The sequence below is a fragment of the Plantactinospora sp. WMMB782 genome (assembly GCF_049179135.1).
Classification (GTDB): Bacteria; Actinomycetota; Actinomycetes; order Mycobacteriales; family Micromonosporaceae; genus Plantactinospora.
In genome coordinates this window covers 7352704-7370628 of record NZ_JBMHMC010000007.1, presented here as the reverse complement: position 1 = coordinate 7370628, position 17925 = coordinate 7352704, and the positions used below count along the sequence as shown (strand labels likewise).

General features: G+C 70.1%; 16 protein-coding genes. 8 read left to right on the top strand and 8 right to left on the bottom strand.

Annotated features, from left to right (window positions below):
- Nucleotides 1-8 precede the first annotated feature (8 nt).
- From ACN28A_RS34890 to ACN28A_RS34870, 5 genes are all read right to left on the bottom strand, one after another.
- A complete protein-coding gene (locus ACN28A_RS34890) occupies nt 9-758 on the bottom strand; it encodes an ABC transporter permease (protein ID WP_421402806.1) in 750 nt (249 codons plus the stop codon).
- Nucleotides 755-1651, bottom strand: a complete 897-nt coding sequence (locus ACN28A_RS34885) for an ABC transporter ATP-binding protein (RefSeq protein WP_421402805.1) — start codon at nt 1649-1651, stop codon at nt 755-757. The genes ACN28A_RS34890 and ACN28A_RS34885 overlap by 4 nt, the downstream gene beginning before the upstream one ends.
- A gap of 228 nt (nt 1652-1879) precedes the next feature.
- Complete coding sequence (locus ACN28A_RS34880; RefSeq protein ID WP_421402803.1) at nt 1880-2701, bottom strand: alpha/beta fold hydrolase; 822 nt, start codon at nt 2699-2701, stop codon at nt 1880-1882.
- 19 nt (nt 2702-2720) lie between these two features.
- Nucleotides 2721-3290, bottom strand: a complete 570-nt coding sequence (locus ACN28A_RS34875; RefSeq protein WP_421402801.1) for a DJ-1/PfpI family protein — start codon at nt 3288-3290, stop codon at nt 2721-2723.
- A gap of 88 nt (nt 3291-3378) precedes the next feature.
- Nucleotides 3379-4122: a GntR family transcriptional regulator gene (locus tag ACN28A_RS34870; RefSeq protein WP_421402799.1), complete on the bottom strand. Its 744-nt coding sequence runs from the start codon at nt 4120-4122 to the stop codon at nt 3379-3381.
- Between the two features lie 325 nt (nt 4123-4447).
- Between ACN28A_RS34870 and ACN28A_RS34865 the strand changes: the two genes are divergently transcribed.
- The 8 genes from ACN28A_RS34865 to ACN28A_RS34830 all read left to right on the top strand — a co-directional run bounded on the left by ACN28A_RS34865 (nt 4448) and on the right by ACN28A_RS34830 (nt 13018).
- Nucleotides 4448-5836 (top strand): extracellular solute-binding protein, encoded by a 1389-nt coding sequence (locus ACN28A_RS34865; RefSeq protein ID WP_421402797.1) that lies wholly within the window; start codon nt 4448-4450, stop codon nt 5834-5836.
- Nucleotides 5833-6783 (top strand): carbohydrate ABC transporter permease, encoded by a 951-nt coding sequence (locus ACN28A_RS34860; RefSeq protein ID WP_421402795.1) that lies wholly within the window; start codon nt 5833-5835, stop codon nt 6781-6783. The genes ACN28A_RS34865 and ACN28A_RS34860 overlap by 4 nt, the downstream gene beginning before the upstream one ends.
- The gene (locus ACN28A_RS34855) at nt 6783-7694 is read left to right on the top strand and encodes a carbohydrate ABC transporter permease (RefSeq protein WP_421402793.1); all 912 of its coding nucleotides are present in this window, start codon (nt 6783-6785) and stop codon (nt 7692-7694) included. Before ACN28A_RS34860 ends, ACN28A_RS34855 begins: the two co-directional genes overlap by 1 nt.
- Nucleotides 7694-8761, top strand: a complete 1068-nt coding sequence (locus ACN28A_RS34850) for an ABC transporter ATP-binding protein (protein ID WP_421402791.1) — start codon at nt 7694-7696, stop codon at nt 8759-8761. Before ACN28A_RS34855 ends, ACN28A_RS34850 begins: the two co-directional genes overlap by 1 nt.
- A complete protein-coding gene (locus ACN28A_RS34845) occupies nt 8761-9837 on the top strand; it encodes an ABC transporter ATP-binding protein (protein ID WP_421402790.1) in 1077 nt (358 codons plus the stop codon). The genes ACN28A_RS34850 and ACN28A_RS34845 overlap by 1 nt, the downstream gene beginning before the upstream one ends.
- Nucleotides 9838-10111: 274 nt before the next feature.
- On the top strand, nt 10112-11572 hold the full coding sequence (locus ACN28A_RS34840) for an NAD-dependent succinate-semialdehyde dehydrogenase (RefSeq protein ID WP_421402788.1): 1461 nt from the start codon (nt 10112-10114) through the stop codon (nt 11570-11572).
- Nucleotides 11569-11763, top strand: coding sequence for a hypothetical protein (locus ACN28A_RS34835; protein WP_421402786.1), 195 nt, complete (start codon nt 11569-11571; stop codon nt 11761-11763). Before ACN28A_RS34840 ends, ACN28A_RS34835 begins: the two co-directional genes overlap by 4 nt.
- Before the next feature lies 1 nt (nt 11764).
- Nucleotides 11765-13018, top strand: coding sequence for an iron-containing alcohol dehydrogenase (locus tag ACN28A_RS34830; RefSeq protein ID WP_421402784.1), 1254 nt, complete (start codon nt 11765-11767; stop codon nt 13016-13018).
- A gap of 245 nt (nt 13019-13263) precedes the next feature.
- On the opposite strand, the gene ACN28A_RS34825 is transcribed toward ACN28A_RS34830, so the two are convergent.
- The 3 genes from ACN28A_RS34825 to ACN28A_RS34815 all read right to left on the bottom strand — a co-directional run bounded on the left by ACN28A_RS34825 (nt 13264) and on the right by ACN28A_RS34815 (nt 17920).
- Nucleotides 13264-13545: a protein-tyrosine phosphatase family protein gene (locus ACN28A_RS34825; protein WP_421402782.1), complete on the bottom strand. Its 282-nt coding sequence runs from the start codon at nt 13543-13545 to the stop codon at nt 13264-13266.
- 340 nt (nt 13546-13885) lie between these two features.
- Nucleotides 13886-16186 (bottom strand): MMPL family transporter, encoded by a 2301-nt coding sequence (locus tag ACN28A_RS34820; protein ID WP_421402780.1) that lies wholly within the window; start codon nt 16184-16186, stop codon nt 13886-13888.
- Between the two features lie 534 nt (nt 16187-16720).
- Nucleotides 16721-17920 (bottom strand): zinc-dependent alcohol dehydrogenase, encoded by a 1200-nt coding sequence (locus ACN28A_RS34815; protein WP_421402778.1) that lies wholly within the window; start codon nt 17918-17920, stop codon nt 16721-16723.
- Nucleotides 17921-17925 lie beyond the last annotated feature (5 nt).

Below are 17925 nucleotides of genomic sequence, written 5' to 3'. Positions count from 1 at the left end.
TTAGCCGCTCAGGCGTCGGTCGTCCTGAGCCGGTACGCCGCCGCGCCGAGCGTCACGATCACGTACCCGGCGAAGACCGCGATGCCGGCCCAGGGCGCCAGGGCGCCGTCCGCCCGGGTCAGCGCCATCACGGCGCTGCCGGCGTTGCTGGGCAGGTACGGGGTGACGGCCTCGGAGATCGAGTCCGGCAGTAGCGCGGCCAGACCTGGCACGATCAGCAGCAGACCGGCCAGGATCGCGATGGCACCGGCACTGGAGCGCACGAGCATGCCGAGCGCGACGCCGAGCACGGCGACCAGGCCGAGATAGAGGCCGGCGCCGAGCAGGGCCCGCAGCACGCCGTCCTCGCCGAGGGCTACGCCGTCGACCTTGTCGTTGAGCACGGCCGACCCCGACGCGAAGGCGGCGAAGGCCCCGGCGGTCATCGTGACGAAGGCGGCCGACCCGGCCACCAGGCTCTTCGACCACAGCACCGGCAACCGGCGTGGCACCGCGGCGAGGGTCGCCCGGATCATGCCGGTGGTGTATTCGCCGGCGCCCAGCAGCGCGCCGAGCACGCCGACGGACAGGGCCGCCAGGCTGCTGCCGGACAGGGCCAGGTCGATCGACGTCATGCCGTCGCCCGAGAAGGAAGCCGAGGCGATCATGCCGAAGGCGATCAGGAGGAAGACGGAGATGCCGGCCGTGATCCAGGTGGAGCGGAGCGAGGAGAACTTGGTCCATTCGGCGGCGACCACGCCACCAGCGGTGATCTTCATCGGGATGCCTCGTATTCGACAGCGTCGCGGGTCAGGTCCATGAATGCCTCTTCGAGCGAGGCGCTCTGCGGGGTGAGCTCGAACAGCGGGATGCCACGGGTGGCCGCGGCCAGCCCGATCTCGCGGGCGGAGGCGCCGGCGACGAGCAGTTCCTCGGCACCGGTCGAGGTGACGGTGACACCCGGGCGGGCGATCAACGTGCGCAGCGCGTCGGGGGCGGCGGTGACGACCCGGACGCCCTCGGCGGCCACGAGGTCGGCCACGGTGGTGTCGGCCAGCAGCCTGCCTCGGCCGACGATGACCAGGTGGTCCGCGATCAGCGAGACCTCGCTCATCAGGTGCGAGGAGAGCATCACGGTGCGGCCCTCGGCGGCGAGGCCGGTGAGCAGGTTGCGCACCCAGAGGACTCCCTCGGGATCGAGTCCGTTGACCGGCTCGTCGAGCATCACCACGGCCGGGTCGCCGAGCAGCGCGGCGGCGATGCCGAGCCGCTGGCCCATGCCGAGGGAGAAGGCGCCGACCCGCTTGTGGGCGACCGCCGAGAGGCCGGCCAGGTCGAGGACCTCGTCGACGCGGGAGCGCGGGATGCCGTGCGTGCGGGCCATCGCGAGAAGGTGGCTGACCGCCGTACGGCCGGGATGCACCGCCTTGGCCTCGAGCAGGACGCCGATCTCGCGCAGTGGTGCCCTGGACGAGGCGTACGGCCGGCCGTTGACCAGTACGTCGCCCGCGGTCGGCGCGTCGAGGCCGACGATCATCCGCATGGTCGTCGACTTGCCGGCGCCGTTGGGGCCCAGGAAGCCGGTGACCTGTCCGGGCTTCGCGGTGAACGAGAGGCGGTCGACGACCGTCTTCCTACCGTACCGCTTGGTGACCTCGCGTACCTGAATCATGGTCACCACGCTAGGTTCGCGCTGCGCCGGGACCCTGGTACCGCAGGCGACACTTCCCGGCCGCCAGTGGTACTCCGGTACCAATGGCGCCGCTTCGGCCCGGCAGCCCGTGCGGGCGGCCTGCGGTTGCGGACGCCGACGTCGGCCCGGGCCCGCGTCAGTCCTGCCCGGATCACGTCTGCGTCATGCTGAGCTGCTCGAGCACGGGCTGGGAACCTGCCGCGGCAGTCAGCGACCTCGGTCCCGGCGGAGGAAGCACGACAGCAGTTGCCCGAACTCGTGCGGATGCTCGATCGCCGGCACGTGCCCGCATCGGCCGAGCACGTGCAGACGGACGTCGGCCAGGTGTTCGAGCAGGGGCAGAGCCGCCGTCCCGAGCGGGGTGACCCGGTCGTCGGCGCCGTGCACGAGCAGCACGGGCGCGCGGACCGCTGCCAGCGTCTGCGCCGAGAGGGTGAGCTCGTCGACCCATCGTGCCCTCGGCGGCGGGAACAACGACGCGAAGGCGGCCGCTCCCGCTCGCATCGCAGCCGCACGGGCATCGACGGCCGAGTCGGTCACCAGCGCCTGGTCGAGGACGAGGCGACTCAGCATGTCCCGTGCCCCGAGCGGGCCGGCGGGGGCGGCCCAGATCGCGTCGAGTTCGGCGGAGAGCGGCGCCCCGGGAGCGCCCATCGTCGCGACCGCCACGACCCGGTTGACCTGCTGGGGTCGCGCGGCCGCCAACGCCAGCGCCACGGCACCGCCCATGGAGTGACCCAGCACGGCGTAGTTCTCGACACCGAGAGCATCCATCAGGCCGGCAGCCTGCCCGGTCCAGAGCCGGAGCCCACCCCCGGAGCCCGCCGGGACAGGCGTACGGCCGAAACCCGCCTGGTCAGGAGCCACCACGTGCCAGGACGTACCCAGCGCCTGTGCCGTCCTCGCCCAGGCTCCGGACCCGGTCGTGCCGGGTCCGGAGCCGTGCAGCATCAGCACCGTGGGCCCGGCGCCGCTCTCCAGGAGGTGGACGGGGGAGCCGTCGACCGTGACGGTCCGAAGTGTCGTCACCTGGGCTGGCCAGGTGTGCTCATGCCGATGCGGGGTCGACGGACTTCGAGAAGACCTCCATCATCGCCCTGCCGAACTGCGGCATGTCGGGCCACCCCCGGCAGGAGACGAGGTTGCCGTCCACGACGTCGGGAGCGTCGATGACCGTCGCGCCCGCGTTCTCCATGTCACCGGTGATGGGCGGGAAGCACGCCGTCCTTCGACCCTTCAGCAGCCCGTACACCGCTGGTACCTGCGCGCCGTGGCACACCAGCGCGATGGGGAGGTTGCGCGCGAAGAAGTGCTCGGTGATGCGCCTGACGTGGGCGTCGACCCGGATCCACTCGGGGGCACGTCCGCCGGGGATGATGAGGGCGTCGTAGCGCTCGACGTCGACCTCGGCCCAGGGCACGTCGACCGGCAGCTTCCGGCCGTTCTTCTCCACGTAGGCGTCGGAGTTGGGGTCGAACTCGTGGATGACCAGTTGCACGTCACGCATCGTCCGTGACGAGACGTCGACGTCCCAGCCGCCCTCCTGCACGCGGTAGTAGGGATACATGGTGTCGAGCTCTTCGGCGGCGTCGCCGGTCAGGAGCAGCGCTCTGGGCACCTGCTTCTCCTCGCATCTGGGGACGGGTGAGAGAGATCCAATCCGATCCGATCCGGTTGAGTTAGCATTCCTCGGGCCAGTCCGCCCGTCAAGCCTCCACCGCCACCGCGTCCGCGCCCCCGGCCTCGTCGAACAACCGTCGGAAACGCTCGCCGGACCGCAGGATGTGCCGACGCATCGCGTAGGCGGCGGCCTCGGGGTCCCGCGCGGCGATCCCGGCCACCACGTCCTCGTGCTCGGCCATCGCCAGGTGGGTGACCTGGGTGTCGTGGTGCAGCCGGAAGAGGTGCACGTGGCTGTGCAGGCGGGCGAGCGCTTCCCGGATGACCTGGTTCTCCGCGCTCAGGGCGACGAGATCGTGAAAAGCGGCGTCGCGTAGTCCGAAGGCGCCGTAGGCCATCGGCCCGTTGCCTCCCTCCAGCTCCGCCATCTCCGCCAGCATCCGGCGCAGCCCGGCCACCTGCTCCGGGGATGCGCGTTCGGCGGATCTGCGCGCCGCTGCCGGCTCGAGGAGCAGGCGGACCTCGAGCATGTCCTCGAACCGCTGACGGGTGATCTGCGGAGGAATGCGGTAGCCGGCATGGGGCACCCGGACGACCAGGCCCTCGGCCTCCATCCGGTTGAGGGCGTCCCGGATCGGCGTCTGCGAGACCCCCAGCTCTCGCGCCAGGACGTCGATCGTGACCCGGGAGCCGGGCTCGATCCGTAGCGACATCAGTTGTCCGAGCAGCGTGTCGTACACCTCGTCGGCGAGCCGGCCGCCCGATCTTCCCGGCGGCGTTCCGCCCGGCACGGCCCGGCGGCCCCGCGCGATCATCGCATCGTCGTCCATCGTGCCGTGAGGTCCTCTCTGGCGTCTTCGGGAACCTGTTGACATCAGTCACAACGCTGCGACATGCTGACGCCCCCAGCCAGATCGTATAGGAAAAGTGGCGGATGATCGCGATCTTGCATCGTCGCGGGACCGCCGTGACCACGCTCCGGCCCTGCGACGCAAGATCACCAAAACCTGCCGGACGGCCCGGCAACCCGCCTGAACAACCCAGCAACTGCTCGGCGAAGCACATAGCGAGGTTCTAGAAGTCCCCAGCCAGAAAGCAGGCGAGAAGATGCGGTATCACCAGCGAATAGGACGAATGTTCGATCCCGGGCGAAGGGTGCAACTGGCGACGGCGGTCATGCTGTTGCTGGCCGCCACGACGGTGGCGGCCTGCGGCGATGGCCAGGACGACGGTGCGAAGGCGGGCGCCCCCAAGGCGCCGGCGACCATCCCGGAGCTCAGCAAGGACCCGCTGACCCTCAGCTTCATCTGGTTCGAGTGGCCCCCCGCCCAGGCGCTGGAGGCCTTCGCGAACGCGGAGTACAAGAAGGAACGGCCGAACGCGACCATCAAGGTCAACACCGTGCCGAACGCGAACTGGCACGACGCGATGTTCACCCAGTTCGCCGCGCGCAAGACCGACTTCGACATCGCGATCCTGGACTCGCAACACATCGGCGAGGCCGTGACGAACGGCAACATCCTCGACATCACCGACTTCGTCAAGAACAACATCGACGTCACGGCCTACAACCCGTACCTGCTGGCGGCGTACGGCCAGTTCCCCCAGGCGGAGACCGGCAAGCGCGACGAGAACGCCAGCCTCTACGGACTGCCGCTGCTCGGCGACACCTGGACGATGATCTACCGCAAGGACCTGATCGGCGACAAGCCGCCGCAGACCTGGGACGAGATGATCTCAGTCGCCGAAAGGTGCCAGGCGGAGCACCCCGGTGTCAGCGGCCTGGCCTTCCACCAGGCCAACGGCTCCGACGCCGCGGCCGTAACCTACAACACGGTCAACGGCGTCTACGGCGGCAACCTCTGGGACGCCAAGACCCGCAAGATCGAGGGCGTCCTCAACGACGCCGCCGGCCAGGAGGCGATGGACGTCCTGGTCAACAAGATGAAGCCGCTGACCGCCAAGGGCTCCGGCAACTGGTTCATCGACGAGGTGAACGCGGCGGTCGCCCAGGGCAAGGCCTGCATCGCGTTCAACTGGATCGCCGCGAGCGGCGGCCTGCTCGATCCGAAGCAGTCGACGCTCGGCACCACGCGGGAGCAGATTCTCGACAAGCTGGGTTTTGCCACCCTGCCGAGCCAGAAGACGAACCTGGTCCCGCTCGGCGGGATGGGGATGCACGTGTCGGCCTACGCCTCCGAGGCGAACCAGGCGGAGGCGCTGAACTTCATGAAGTGGTTCGAGCGGGCCGACATCCAGAAGAAGTGGGCCGCGGCCGGCGGCGTGCCGTCGCGTACGGACGCCCTGGAGTCACCCGAGTTCCTCAACGCCGGGCCGTTCAACCAGGTGTACACCGACTCGGTTCCGCGGATGCGGGACATGTGGAACGTGCCCGAGTACGCGCGCCTCGTCGACATCGAGAACACGAACGTGAACGCCGCTCTCAACGGTGCGAAGAAGCCGAAGGACGCGCTCGACGACATCGCCCGGGAGCAGCAGAGCGTGCTCGACTCCAGCAACCGCAAGGGCGGCGGCGGGCTGTGAGTGACCCCGTACCCCTGACGACCGACCAACCGGTGCGGGTGGCGTCCGCGACGCCACCCGCACCGGGTCGGTCCCGCCGGCTGGGCGACCGCGGGATCGCCGTGGCCTTCATCTCTCCCGCGCTGCTGCTGTTGCTCGCGATGTCGGTGTTCCCGCTGCTGTGGGCGTTGTACCTGTCCTTCACCGACTACTCGGCCACCCGCGGTGGGCCCGCCCATTTCGTCTGGTTCGGCAACTACACCGCCATCCTGACCTCGGCGCAGGTCCACCAGAGGGCCCTGACGACGCTGGTCTACGTGGTCGGCGCGGTCACCCTGCAGACCGTGCTCGGTTTCGCCATCGCCTACCTGATCTCACGGCGCACGCACGGGCGAGGGCTGCTGACCACCCTGTTCCTGGTGCCGATGATGCTGTCGCCGGTCGTGGTCGGACTGTTCTGGCGGTTCATGCTCGACGCGCAGTTCGGCGTGGTCAACAGCATGCTCGGCTCGCTCGGCCTGGGGCAGGTGGAGTGGCTCACCCGACAGCGGACGGCACTGGTCTCCCTGATCGTGGTCGACACCTGGCAGTGGACGCCGTTCATCATGCTCATCGCACTCGCCGGCCTCACCGCGGTTCCCAGGTACCTGTACGAGGCCGCCTCGATCGACCGGGCGTCCGAGTGGTTCAAGTTCCGCACCATCACCCTTCCGCTGGTGTGGCCGCTGCTGCTCATCGCCGTGCTGTTCAGGGCCATCGAGGCGTTCCGGCTGTTCGACCTCGTCTACATCCTCACCAGCGGGGGCCCGGGCGTCTCCACCGAGACGTTGTCGTTCCACGTCTACAAGGTCGCGTTCCTGGGCTTCAACACCGGAACCGCCTCGGCGTACGGGATCCTCATGGTCCTCGTCGTCATCGTCCTCACGCAGATCTACCTGCGCTACCTGAACAGGCTCAAGGAGGGCTGATGGCCGTCTCCGTCAACGAGGCCGTGTCAACAGGTCCTGCCCGCGATCACACGCCTCCCGCGCGCCGCTTCGGCGGTCGGGGCCGCTCCGTGCTGGAGGTCGCGCTGCTGACCGTACTGGCCGTCGTGATGCTCTTTCCGGTGCTGTGGATGATCGAGACGTCCATCAAGGAGAACCGGGACGTCTACGCCATCCCGGCCGAGTTCTTCGGCTTCACGGTCACCATGGACCACTTCAGGGACGTGTTCGTCGCTCCCGGCGGCGGTCGCTCGGCCCTGTCCGTCGCGTTCCTCAACTCCGTCGTCGTCGCCGGGGTCTCCACGGTGCTGGCCACCGTGCTGGGCGTCCCGGCGGCCTGGGCCTACTCACGCTTCGCCGTGAAGGCCAAGAAGGACCAGCTGTTCTTCATCCTCTCCACCCGCTTCATGCCGCCCGTGGTGGTCGTGATCCCGATCTTCCTGATGTACCGCCAGGTCGGACTGATCGACACCAAGCTCGGTCTGATCCTCATCTACGCCGCGTTCAACCTCCCGTTCACCATCTGGATGATGAAGGGGTTCGTCGACGAGGTACCCGCGGAGTACGAGGATGCCGCCATGCTCGACGGCTACACCCGGCTGCAGGCGTTCCGGCGATTCACCCTTCCCCTGCTCGTGCCCGGCATCGCCGCGACGGCGGTCTTCGCACTCATCTTCTCGTGGAACGAGTTCGTGTTCGCCATCTTCCTCACCTCCAGCGACAGCGTGCGGACGGCCCCACCCGCCATCGCCGGCCTGATCGGTGGCACCACCGTGGACTGGGGTCTGGTAGCCGCCGCTTCCGTGGTCTTCGCCCTACCGGTGCTCGTCTTCGCCTACCTGGTGCGCAAGCACCTCGTCGCCGGTGTGACGCTCGGGGCGGTGCGACGCTGATGGCCGGCATCGAGGTGACCGGACTGCACAAGCGCTACCCGGACGGGACGGTCGCGGTCGACCATGTGGACCTGTCCATCGGCGACGGCGAGCTGTTCGTGATGCTCGGACCCTCGGGTTGCGGCAAGACGACCACGCTGCGGGCGATAGCCGGCCTGGAGAGGCAGACGACGGGCGACATCCGGATCGGCGACACGCTTGTCAACGACCTGCCGCCCGCCGACCGCGACATCGCCATGGTGTTCCAGTTCTACGCGCTCTACCCGCATCTGAGAACCCGCGACAACCTGGCGTTCCCACTGCGGGCCGAGGGCCTGCCCAAGCCGGAGGTGCGCGAGCGGGTCGACGAGGTCGCCCGGCTGATGCGGCTCGGACCGCTGCTGGACCGGCGACCGCGCCAGCTCTCCGGCGGGGAGCAACAGCGCGTCGCGCTCGCCCGGGCCCTGGTGCGCCGACCGCGCGCATTCCTCATGGACGAACCTCTCACCAACCTGGACGCGGAACTGAGGGCGGACATGCGCACGGAGATCAAGCACCTGCAGGGGGAGCTGGGAGCGACGATGGTCTACGTCACCCACGACCAGGTCGAGGCGATGTCGCTCGGTCACCGGATCGCCATCCTCAACAAGGGCCGCGTCGAGCAGATCGGCACGCCGCTGGAGGTCTACGACCGGCCGGCGAGTCTCTTCTGCGCCGCATTCATCGGCTCGCCGCCGATGAACATGATCGAGGTGGAGGTGACCGACGGGAAGCTGCGCAGTCAGGGCGGACTGGCCCTTCCGCCCCCGCCGGGCCTGCCGCGCGAGCGTCGCCTGGTCGCAGGCGTCCGGCCGGAGGCGCTGGAAGTCACAGAACCAGGGGCGGAGCGTTCGGTCCCGGCCCGGGTGGTCTCGGCGGAGTGGCTGGGCGACGAGATCATCTACGTGGTCGACCACGGCGGTCAGCCCGACGTACGGGTCCGGATGCCACCGACCGTCCGGTTCGGCGCCGACGCACCGGTCGGGCTGCGGCACACCGGCGGGACTCCGGCGGTCTACGACGTGCGCACGGAAGAGCTGGTGGCCTGATGGGAACCGTGGCAGCGCACGGGCTGTGCAAGTCCTTCGGCAAGGTCCGGGCCCTGGACGGGGTGACGCTGGACGTACCGGACGGCTCGTTCTTCGTCGTGCTCGGGCCCTCCGGGGCAGGCAAGACGACGACCCTGCGAGCGATCGCCGGCCTCGAGAAGCTCGACGCCGGGTCGGTGCACCTGGACGGGAGGGACGCGACAGCTGACACCCCGGCCGCACGCGACCTGGCCATGGTCTTCCAGAACTACGCCCTCTACCCGCGACACACGGCGTACGAGAACATCGCTTCGCCGCTGCGGGCACGCCGCTGTCCGGCGAGCGAGATCGCCGCCGCCGTCGAGCGGATGTCGAGCCTGCTGCACATCGAACGTCTGCTGCAGCGTCGTCCCGCGCAGTTGTCGGGCGGTGAGATGCAGCGTGTGGCCCTGGCCCGGGCGCTGGTCCGGCACCCGCGCGCGTTCCTCATGGACGAACCGCTGACCAACCTCGACCTCAAGCTCCGGGTCGAGATGCGCACCGAACTCACCCGCATCCACCGGAGCCTCGGCGCGACCTTCGTCTACGTGACCAACGACCAGGTCGAGGCCCTCTCCATGGCCGACCAGGTCGCGGTCCTCAAGGAGGGGAGGGTGCAACAGGTCGGAACGCCGACCGAGGTGTACGAGCGTCCGGCCAACCGGTGGGTCGCAGGGTTCGTCGGGAGCCCGCCGATCAGCCTGCTCGCCTGCCACGCCGAGGGAGATCGTCTGGTCGGTGCGGATGGTTGGACGCTGCCGCGGCCCCGCTGGACCACGGCTGAGGACGGTCGTCCGCTGCTGCTGGGCCTGCGCGCGGAGGACCTGTCCGTCGAGCGGCGTGGGGACGCGTCGTTGTCGGGGGAGATCTACGGGCTCGAGCCGCTCGGTGACCGCACGGTGGTGGACGTCCGGGTGGGTACGGAGATCCTCAAGGTCAAGGCACGACCCACCGTCACCGGTACGCCGGGCGAGCGGCTGCTTGTCACCGTCGACCTGGACCGTGCGCACCTGTTCGACGCCGGCACCGGGCTGTCGCTGTCCGGGGCTGGGCGGTAACCGCGCCGGGCGGCGACCGCGACATGCGCCCGCACGTGGCAGCCGAGCATCGGCGGACGGTCACCGGTGTGCACGGCCTGACGACCTCGGAACGGCCGTGGCCCGAGAGGACGATCGGTGGCGTGGGGCGTCGCCCCGCGGATCGGGCCAGCGCCAGGCTCGACCCGCCCGGCACCCCCGCCCCCGCCGAGGCGTGTGACCCGTCCGGCCATCCGCGGAGGGCGATCGCCGGGGCACGCCGGAGATCACCAGGAAGATCACAGGAGGCGACGCGATGAGTGACCCGACGAACGTCCTGGCCCCCGAGCACCGACGGCTCCGGATCGGCGGCGCCTGGCGTGACGCCGAGAGCGGCGCCACCTTTGCCGTCGAGGACCCGGCCACCGGCAGGACCGTCGCCGAGGTGGCGGACGCCGGCGTGGTCGACGGGCTCGCCGCCCTGGACGTGGCGAGCACGGCGATGCCGGAGTGGGCGGCGACCCCGCCGCGGAAACGGTCGGAGTTGCTGACCGCGACGTACCGGGCACTGACCGGGCGATCCGAGGAGGTCGCCCGGCTGATAACGCTCGAGATGGGCAAGCCGCTCGCCGAGGCTCGGGCAGAGGTGGCCTACGGCGCCGAGTTCTTCCGTTGGTACGCCGAGGAGGCGGTACGCGTCGAGGGGCGCTACAGCACCGCTCCCGCGGGTGGATATCGCATCCTCACCGCGCCGAAGCCGGTCGGACCGTGCGTCTTCGTGACGCCCTGGAACTTTCCGTTGGCCATGGGCGCCCGCAAGATCGCCCCTGCGCTTGCCGCGGGCTGCACGACGATCACCAAGCCGGCAGCCCAGACGCCACTCACCATGCTGCTGCTGGCCCGCATCATGGAGGAGGTCGGCGTTCCCCCTGGCATCGTCAACGTGGTGACCACGAAGCGTGCCGGCGAGGTGGTCTCCGCACTGCTCGCCGACAGTCGGACCCGCAAGCTCTCGTTCACCGGGTCGACCGAGGTCGGGCGGGTGCTGCTCCGACAGGCCGCGGACAACGTGCTGCGTACCTCCATGGAACTGGGCGGAAACGCGGCCCTGATCGTGTGTGCCGACGCTGACCTGGACGTCGCGCTCGACGGTGCCATGGTGGCCAAGATGCGCAACATCGGGGAGTCCTGCATCGCGGCCAACCGGATCTACGTCGAGGAGCCGGTGCGGGAGGAGTTCGCGGCGCGCTTCGCCGAGCGGATGGGCGCGCTCTCGGTGGGCCGTGGTCTCGACGACGGCGTGCAGGTCGGGCCGTTGATCGACCGGGCCTCGGTCGCCAGGATCGACGAGCTGGTCGCCGACGCGGTCGATCGCGGTGCCCGGATCCTGGTGGGCGGCGGGCGTCCGGACGGGCCGGGCCACTTCTATCCGCCCACCGTCCTCGTCGACGTGCCCGACGACGCGCGGATGCTGCGGGCGGAGATCTTCGGCCCGGTGGCGCCGATCATCTCGTTCACCTCCGACGACGAGGTGCTGAGGAAGGCCAACGACACCGAGCACGGCCTGGTCGGATACGTCTTCACCCGTGACCTCCGGCGGGCGCTCCGGTTCACCGAGAGGCTGGATACCGGAATGATCGGGATCAACCGTGGTCTGATATCGGACCCGTCAGCTCCGTTCGGCGGCGTGAAGCAGTCAGGGATCGGCAGGGAGGGATCGCACGAGGGCATCCTCGAGTACCTCGACCTCACCTACGCGGCGATCGACCTACCGTGACCTGCCTGCTGTTCCGGGCGCCCGCCGAGGGTCACCGCGCCCTGCGCGCACCCGACCTGACCGGCCTCCATCCGGCGGGCGGCACCCGGGCCGTGGCCGGCACGAACCCGCTGGCACCCGGGACGCCGGTGCCTCCGCCGACCTGGACGTCCGCCCAGCAAATCGCCGCCGACCTTCCGGAGAGGCACTGACATGCTTGAGACCGTCCGCGGACCACGCCAGCTGATAGTGGGCGAAGGGGTCGCGCAGAACATCCCGCGAGTGGTGGCCGAGAGCGGCTCGCGGGTCCTCATCGTGACCGACCAGGTTCTTCTGGAGCAGCCGGGCGTGGCCGAGATCGTGGCCGCCGTGCGGGAGAAGGTCGAGGCCGTCGAGGTGTTTCCCGACGCGACTCCGGACGTGCCACTCAGCGATGTCGCCCTGGCCGTCTCGGTCGCCGCCGAGGTGGACGCCGACGTGATCCTCGCCATCGGGGGTGGCACGGTGATCGACCTCGCCAAAATCGTCGGCGTGATCCGGCGCCACGGTGGTACGCCGCGCGACTTCTACGGCGAGTCGAAGGTGCCTGGGCCGACGATCCCGCTCGTCGCGGTCCCGACGACCTCGGGAACCGGCTCCGAGCTCACTCCCGTCTCGGTGTTGACCGACCCGGACCGCGAGCTGAAGGTCGGCGTTTCCAGCGTCCACATCGTGCCCGACTTCGCCATCGTCGACCCCGAACTCAGCTACACCTGCCCGGCGACCGTCACCGCCCACTCCGGCATCGACGCGTTCTGTCACGCGGTGGAGAGCTACACCGCGCGACCCCGGGCCCACGGACCGCGCGACCCGGTGGAGCAGGTGTTCCTCGGCCGCAACCCGGTCACCGACCACTACGCGCTGCTGGCCGCCGAGCGGATCGCCCGTAGCCTGCGTCGTGCGGTTGCGAACGGGGGCGACACGGACGCGCGCGCGGACATGTCCTACGGCGCCATGCTCGCCGGGCTCGCATTCTCCCACGCGGGCAACGCGGCCCCGCACGCTCTCCAGTACCCCATCGGCGCGGCCACGCACACGCCGCACGGCCTGGGCGTCGGGCTGTTGCTGCCCTACGCACTGGACGCGGCCAGGGATGCCATCACCGACCGGTTGGCCACCCTCGCCGGGGTGTGCGGACTCGACGTGACCGACGCCTCGGATGCCGAGGCCGCAGATGCGTTCCTCAGCTGGCTCGACGGGCTCCTCGCCGACATCGGCATCCCTCCCACCCTGGCGGAGATCGGCGTGGCCCGCGCCGACCTTCCGCGCTTCGCCGAGATGGCCAGCGGCGTCACCCGCCTGATCCAGAACCATCCCGGCCCGACCGACACCGCCAGCCTGACCGCGATCCTCGAAGCGGCCTGGACCGGTGACCGGGCCCGACACGTCCTGACTCCGGGCGGAGATGGTGACCGGCCCCGTACCTGACCGCGAGCTTCCTGACACGACGAAGTGCGTGGATCAGACATCCTCCAAGGAACGTTGGCGACGCAGTGCGACGCGGGGGTCGAGATTCCGACGTCGCGCGAGATCGGTGACCATCGCGTACTCCTCAGCTGTCATGATCGACAGGATGCGCCCTGGTCGGGCGGGTCGCCTGACGCCGGCTGGCCGACCCGCGCGGGCCGGAGCCGGACGCGCGGGCCGGAGCCGGAACGAGTTCCCGGGCACGGCTATCGAAACCGGGAGACGAAGCGGCGCTGCCAGGGGGTCTCGACGGCACCCGGAGCGTAGTGCTGCCGGACATAGCCGACGGCCTGGTCGTTGGGTACCCCGTCGATCACCGCGAGGCAGGCGAGGGCGGTGCCGGTACGTCCCTTCCCGCCGCCGCAGGCGATCTCGACGCGTTCGTCTTCGGCACGAGCCCACGCCTCGTGCAGCGCGTCGGCGGTTGCCGCACGGTCGGCCGGCAGCCGGAAGTCGGGCCAGCGCAGCCATCGATGCTCCCACGCCACGGGCGTCGGCCGGCGGCCCAGAAGGTAGAGCGCGAAAGTGGGCCGCAGGCCCTGCGGGAGCGGGCGTCTGAGCGCCCGGCCGCGGACGAGTCGGCCGGAGGGCAGTCGGAGCACGCCTGCCGCTGTGGGATCCCAAGTGGTCATTCGTCGTCAGGGCCACCGCGTCCTCTCGGGTGCGTGTGCCCTTCCTCCTTTCGATCTGATGTGTCCGGGTCCGACTGCCGACGTCCGCTACTGCCGAGCCCTCCTCTACGTTGCTCATGACAATCCAGATCCGTGTCGTCCGGGAAGACGGCGGCCGGTCGCGAGCGCCGCGTGTCCGGCCGCCCGTCCAGCCTGGCTACCGGTCACCGGCCAGCAGGATGACCTGCGTTTCGGCGTCGGAGTCGACCTGCGTTACTGGGTCGGGGTCGGCGTCGCTGTCGTGGCGGATGACGCCGGCCCGACGGCGGCCGGCGAGGAATCGCGGGGCCCACCAGTTCGCTTCGCCGAGCAGCCGCATGAGGGACGGCAGGACGACCGCGCGGATGACTGTGGCGTCGATCAGGATCGCGGCGGCGAGCCCCACGCCGAGTTGTTTGAACTCGACGATCGACAGGGTGGCGAAGATGCAGAAGACGGCAACCATGATGATCGCGGCGCTGCTGACCGTGGACGCCGACGAGACGATCCCCTGCTCGATCGCCTGCCGGGTCGGTACGCCCCGCTGGGCTGCCTCGCGAATGCGGCTCACGACGAACACGTGGTAGTCCATCGAGAGCCCGAAGAGGATGACGAACAGCATCAGCGGCAGCCACGACACGACCGCACCGTTGGAGGTGAACCCGAGCAGGTCCTCCGCCCAGGTGTGCTGGAACACCAGAACCAGCAGTCCGTACGAGGCGGCTACGGAGATCGTGTTGAGCAGGATCGAGGTCAACGCCACCACCACCGACCGGAACGTGACGAGCATGATCAGGAACGTCATGCCGAACACGAACGCGACAACCGGCGGGAGCGCCGCCGCCATCCGGTCGCGGAAGTCGGCGTCGCTCGCGGTACGGCCGGCCACCGCCCACTCCGTGCCCGGGACCGTGCCGACCGTCTGCGGCAGCAGTTCGGTGCGCAGCCGTCGCAGCGACTGGGTCGCCGCGCTGCTGTCGCTGGTGCCCGCCACGTGGACGGTGGCCAGCACGACGGTGCCGTCGGCGGATCTGCGCACGGTCGGGGGCCGGTCCTGTGCGAACCGGCTGTCCTCGGTGATCCGTTTGGAGAGCTCGGCTATCTCGCGCTCCACCGAGGGGCGGGCGGCGGCGTCGGTGCGGATCGCGACGACGTGGCCGGTGCCCAGGTCGTTACTCGGGAACGCCTCGGCCAGACGGTCGTAGCTGCGCAGGATCGGGATCGAGCGGGGCAGGTCGGTGACGGTCGGTCGCTTGAGGTTCATCTGCAACGCGGGGATGGCGACGACAACCAGTACTCCGGCGGAGAGCACGAACGTGACGAGCGGTGCGCGCAGTGCCGGTCGCAGGACCGCCGCCCAGAAGCGGCTGCGCTCCGCCCGCTGCACCCGCCGACCGAGGAAGGGTACTCGTGGCCGGTCCACCCAGCGTCCGAGGGTCACCAGGATCGCGGGTAGCGCGGTGAGGGATCCGATCACCGCGACCCCGACGACCAGGATCGAGCCGGTCGCCATCGAACTGAACGTGTTGTCACCGACCAGGAACAGGCTGGCCATGGCGGCCACGACGGCGACGCCGGAGACCATTACCGCGTGCCCCGAGGTGGCGGCCGCGACCTCGACGGCACTGCGATGGTCACGGCCGCGGGCTCGTTCCTCGCGCTCACGGCGCAGGTAGAACAGGGAGTAGTCGACGCCGACCGCCATGCCGATCAACAAGATGATGCTGCTGACCAGTTCCCCGGCCGGGAAGACGTGCGAGGCGAACTGGGCCAGCCCCATCGCGCCGCCGACGGCCGACAACGCCAGCATGACGGGTACTCCGGCGGCGATCAACGCGCCGAAGCTGAACAGCAGGATCACCAGTGCCACCGGCACGCTGATCAGCTCCGCCTTGACGAAATCCGCTGCCAGCGTCTCGGTCAGCGCCTTCGCCAGGGACGCCGACCCCACCTGTTCCACCCGCAGGTCGGGATACGCCTGCTGCGCCCGGGTCGTGGCCGCCAACAGCGGTCCTACCCGGGTGTCCGCGTCGTCCGCCGAACCGGTCATCTCGACCTCGACCAGCACGGCGTCCCGATCGAGGGAGGTAACCGGATCAGCCACCCTCGCCACCTCGGGCAGCTCGCGCATCCACGTCGACAGCTCGGCCGCGACAGCCCGCGTACGTTGGAGATCCAGCTTGCCGGTTCGGGCCGTGATCAGGACGCTCTCGGCTGTCGGAGCCTCGGGGAAATCACCGGCCTGCTCGATGCGGTCCGCGCGGGCCAGTTCTCCGTGCAGGCTGTCCTGCGTGGTGGCCTCGACCGTGCCGACCAGGCTGCCACCGACAATGCTGGCCAGCACGAAACACAGCCAGGCGGCGATCGCGAGCCAGGGATGGTTGGCGCTCCACCGGCCCACCCGGCTCGTCAACGACGTACGGGCGGTTCGCCCCCGGCGCTGTCCCGTCGGTGCGGGGTTCACCATCCACCGGGTCATCGGCGATGCTCCGACCGGCGTGGCGTTCCGCACCGGGCGCCGGGTACGACTGGGGTCGGGTCGTCGGCCCCGGATTCCGACGCGACCGCCAGGCCCGCCCCAGGGGCGCCGAGCCGCTCCGTCGGATCGGTCACCACCCCGACCGGACGGCCCTGCGGCGGATCGGATTCCTGTGCCGACAGGCCGGCATGCAGCGGCGCGTGCCGCGAACTGATCATGCCGAGGACGCTATGAACCCACCGGGGCCCGCACCATGAAGTCGACCACCGGCCTCAGCGGGCCGACCTCAATGGCCGGGGTGCGGAAAACCGCAGCCCACCGAACGCCCAGGGCGAGGTGCCGCCTGCCGGCGGACCGGGCGACCGCCACCGTCCACGCTCCTGTGGAGCATCCGCAGCGATACCGGTGTGCATGACGATGCTGCCGGAGGTGGCCTCCGGACGAGGCACAGCTCCTTCTCCTCGCTCGTGGCTGCGGCTGTGGTGTCGGATCGAGCCGGCACCACAGCCGCAACGGGTTCCCGGCCGAGGAAGGTCAGACGTTCAGGGCGACCTTGAGCCAGCCGGGGTCGCGGTCCTGGAACTGGCGGTAGGCGTCGAGCACGTCGGTGAGCGGCTCGTGCCGGGTGAGCAGTTGCGCGGGATCGACGGTGCCGTTGTCGACGAGCCGGAGCAGTTCCGGGATGTAGCGGCGGTGGTGGCAGTTGCCGGCCTTGACGGTCAGGTTCTTCATCATCGCCTCGCCGAACGGAAACGACGTGACGGTCTGCGGGTAGACGCCGACCACCCCGATGGTGCCGGCCTTGGCCACGGCCTGCACCGCCCAGCGAGCGGCCTGGGTGGGAGCGTCGCCGGGCGCCCAGCCGGGGTCGGAGTCCGGGGCGACCTGCCGGCGTTCCTGGTCGAACTGGTCTGCCTGCTGGTCGGCCTGCTCGGTGGCGGGCCCCTCGGCGGGGCGTTCGGCGTCGACGCCCACGGCGTCGATGACCCGGTCGACCCCCACGCCACCGGTCATCTCGATGATCGCCGCGACCGGGTCCTCGGCGTTGAAGTTGACGACCTCGGCGTGCTGGGCCTTCGCCATCGCCAGGCGGTCTTCGAGGCCGTCGACGGCGATGACCCTCGCGGCACCCTGCAGGTGGGCCGAGAGCACGGCGAACTGGCCGACCGGCCCGCAGCCGAACACCGCGACCGTGTCGCCGGGGGAGACCTCGGCGAGTCGGGCGCCGAACCAGGCGGTGGGCCAGATGTCGGACAACATGATCGCCTGCTCCTCGCTGACCTCCTGCGGGATGCCGACGAGCCCGACGTGCGCGAAGGGCACCCGGGCGTACTCCGCCTGCAGACCGTCGAAGCCGCCGGCGGCCTCCGGTCCGCCGAAGAAGGCGGTTCCGGCCCGCTTCCCGCCCGGGTTGGCGTTGTCGCACTGGGCGAAGTAGCCGGCCCGGCAGTACGAGCAGTACCCGCAGGCGATGGTGGACGGGACGATCACCCGGTCACCGGGGGTGAGGTTCCGCACTCCCGGGCCGACCTCGACCACCTCGCCGACGGCCTCGTGCCCGAGCACGATCCCGGGCCGGAGTCCGGGCATGGTGCCACGAGCGAAGTGCAGATCTGTGCCACAGATCGCGCTGGTGGTGATCCGGACGACCGCGTCGGTCGGATCCTTGATCTCCGGGTCCGCTACCTCCTCGAGCCGGATGTCTCCGACCCCGTGCCAGGTGACGGCTTTCACGACGA

Excerpts from the sequence above, each read along its gene's own strand:
- ACN28A_RS34890 (WP_421402806.1), bottom strand. The coding sequence starts at position 758 with ATGAAGATCACCGCTGGTGGCGTGGTCGCCGCCGAATGGACCAAGTTC.
- ACN28A_RS34885 (WP_421402805.1), bottom strand. The coding sequence starts at position 1,651 with ATGATTCAGGTACGCGAGGTCACCAAGCGGTACGGTAGGAAGACGGTC.
- ACN28A_RS34870 (WP_421402799.1), bottom strand. The coding sequence starts at position 4,122 with ATGGACGACGATGCGATGATCGCGCGGGGCCGCCGGGCCGTGCCGGGC.
- ACN28A_RS34855 (WP_421402793.1), top strand. The coding sequence starts at position 6,783 with ATGGCCGTCTCCGTCAACGAGGCCGTGTCAACAGGTCCTGCCCGCGAT.
- ACN28A_RS34850 (WP_421402791.1), top strand. The coding sequence starts at position 7,694 with ATGGCCGGCATCGAGGTGACCGGACTGCACAAGCGCTACCCGGACGGG.
- ACN28A_RS34845 (WP_421402790.1), top strand. The coding sequence starts at position 8,761 with ATGGGAACCGTGGCAGCGCACGGGCTGTGCAAGTCCTTCGGCAAGGTC.
- ACN28A_RS34840 (WP_421402788.1), top strand. The coding sequence starts at position 10,112 with ATGAGTGACCCGACGAACGTCCTGGCCCCCGAGCACCGACGGCTCCGG.
- ACN28A_RS34830 (WP_421402784.1), top strand. The coding sequence starts at position 11,765 with ATGCTTGAGACCGTCCGCGGACCACGCCAGCTGATAGTGGGCGAAGGG.
- ACN28A_RS34820 (WP_421402780.1), bottom strand. The coding sequence starts at position 16,186 with ATGACCCGGTGGATGGTGAACCCCGCACCGACGGGACAGCGCCGGGGG.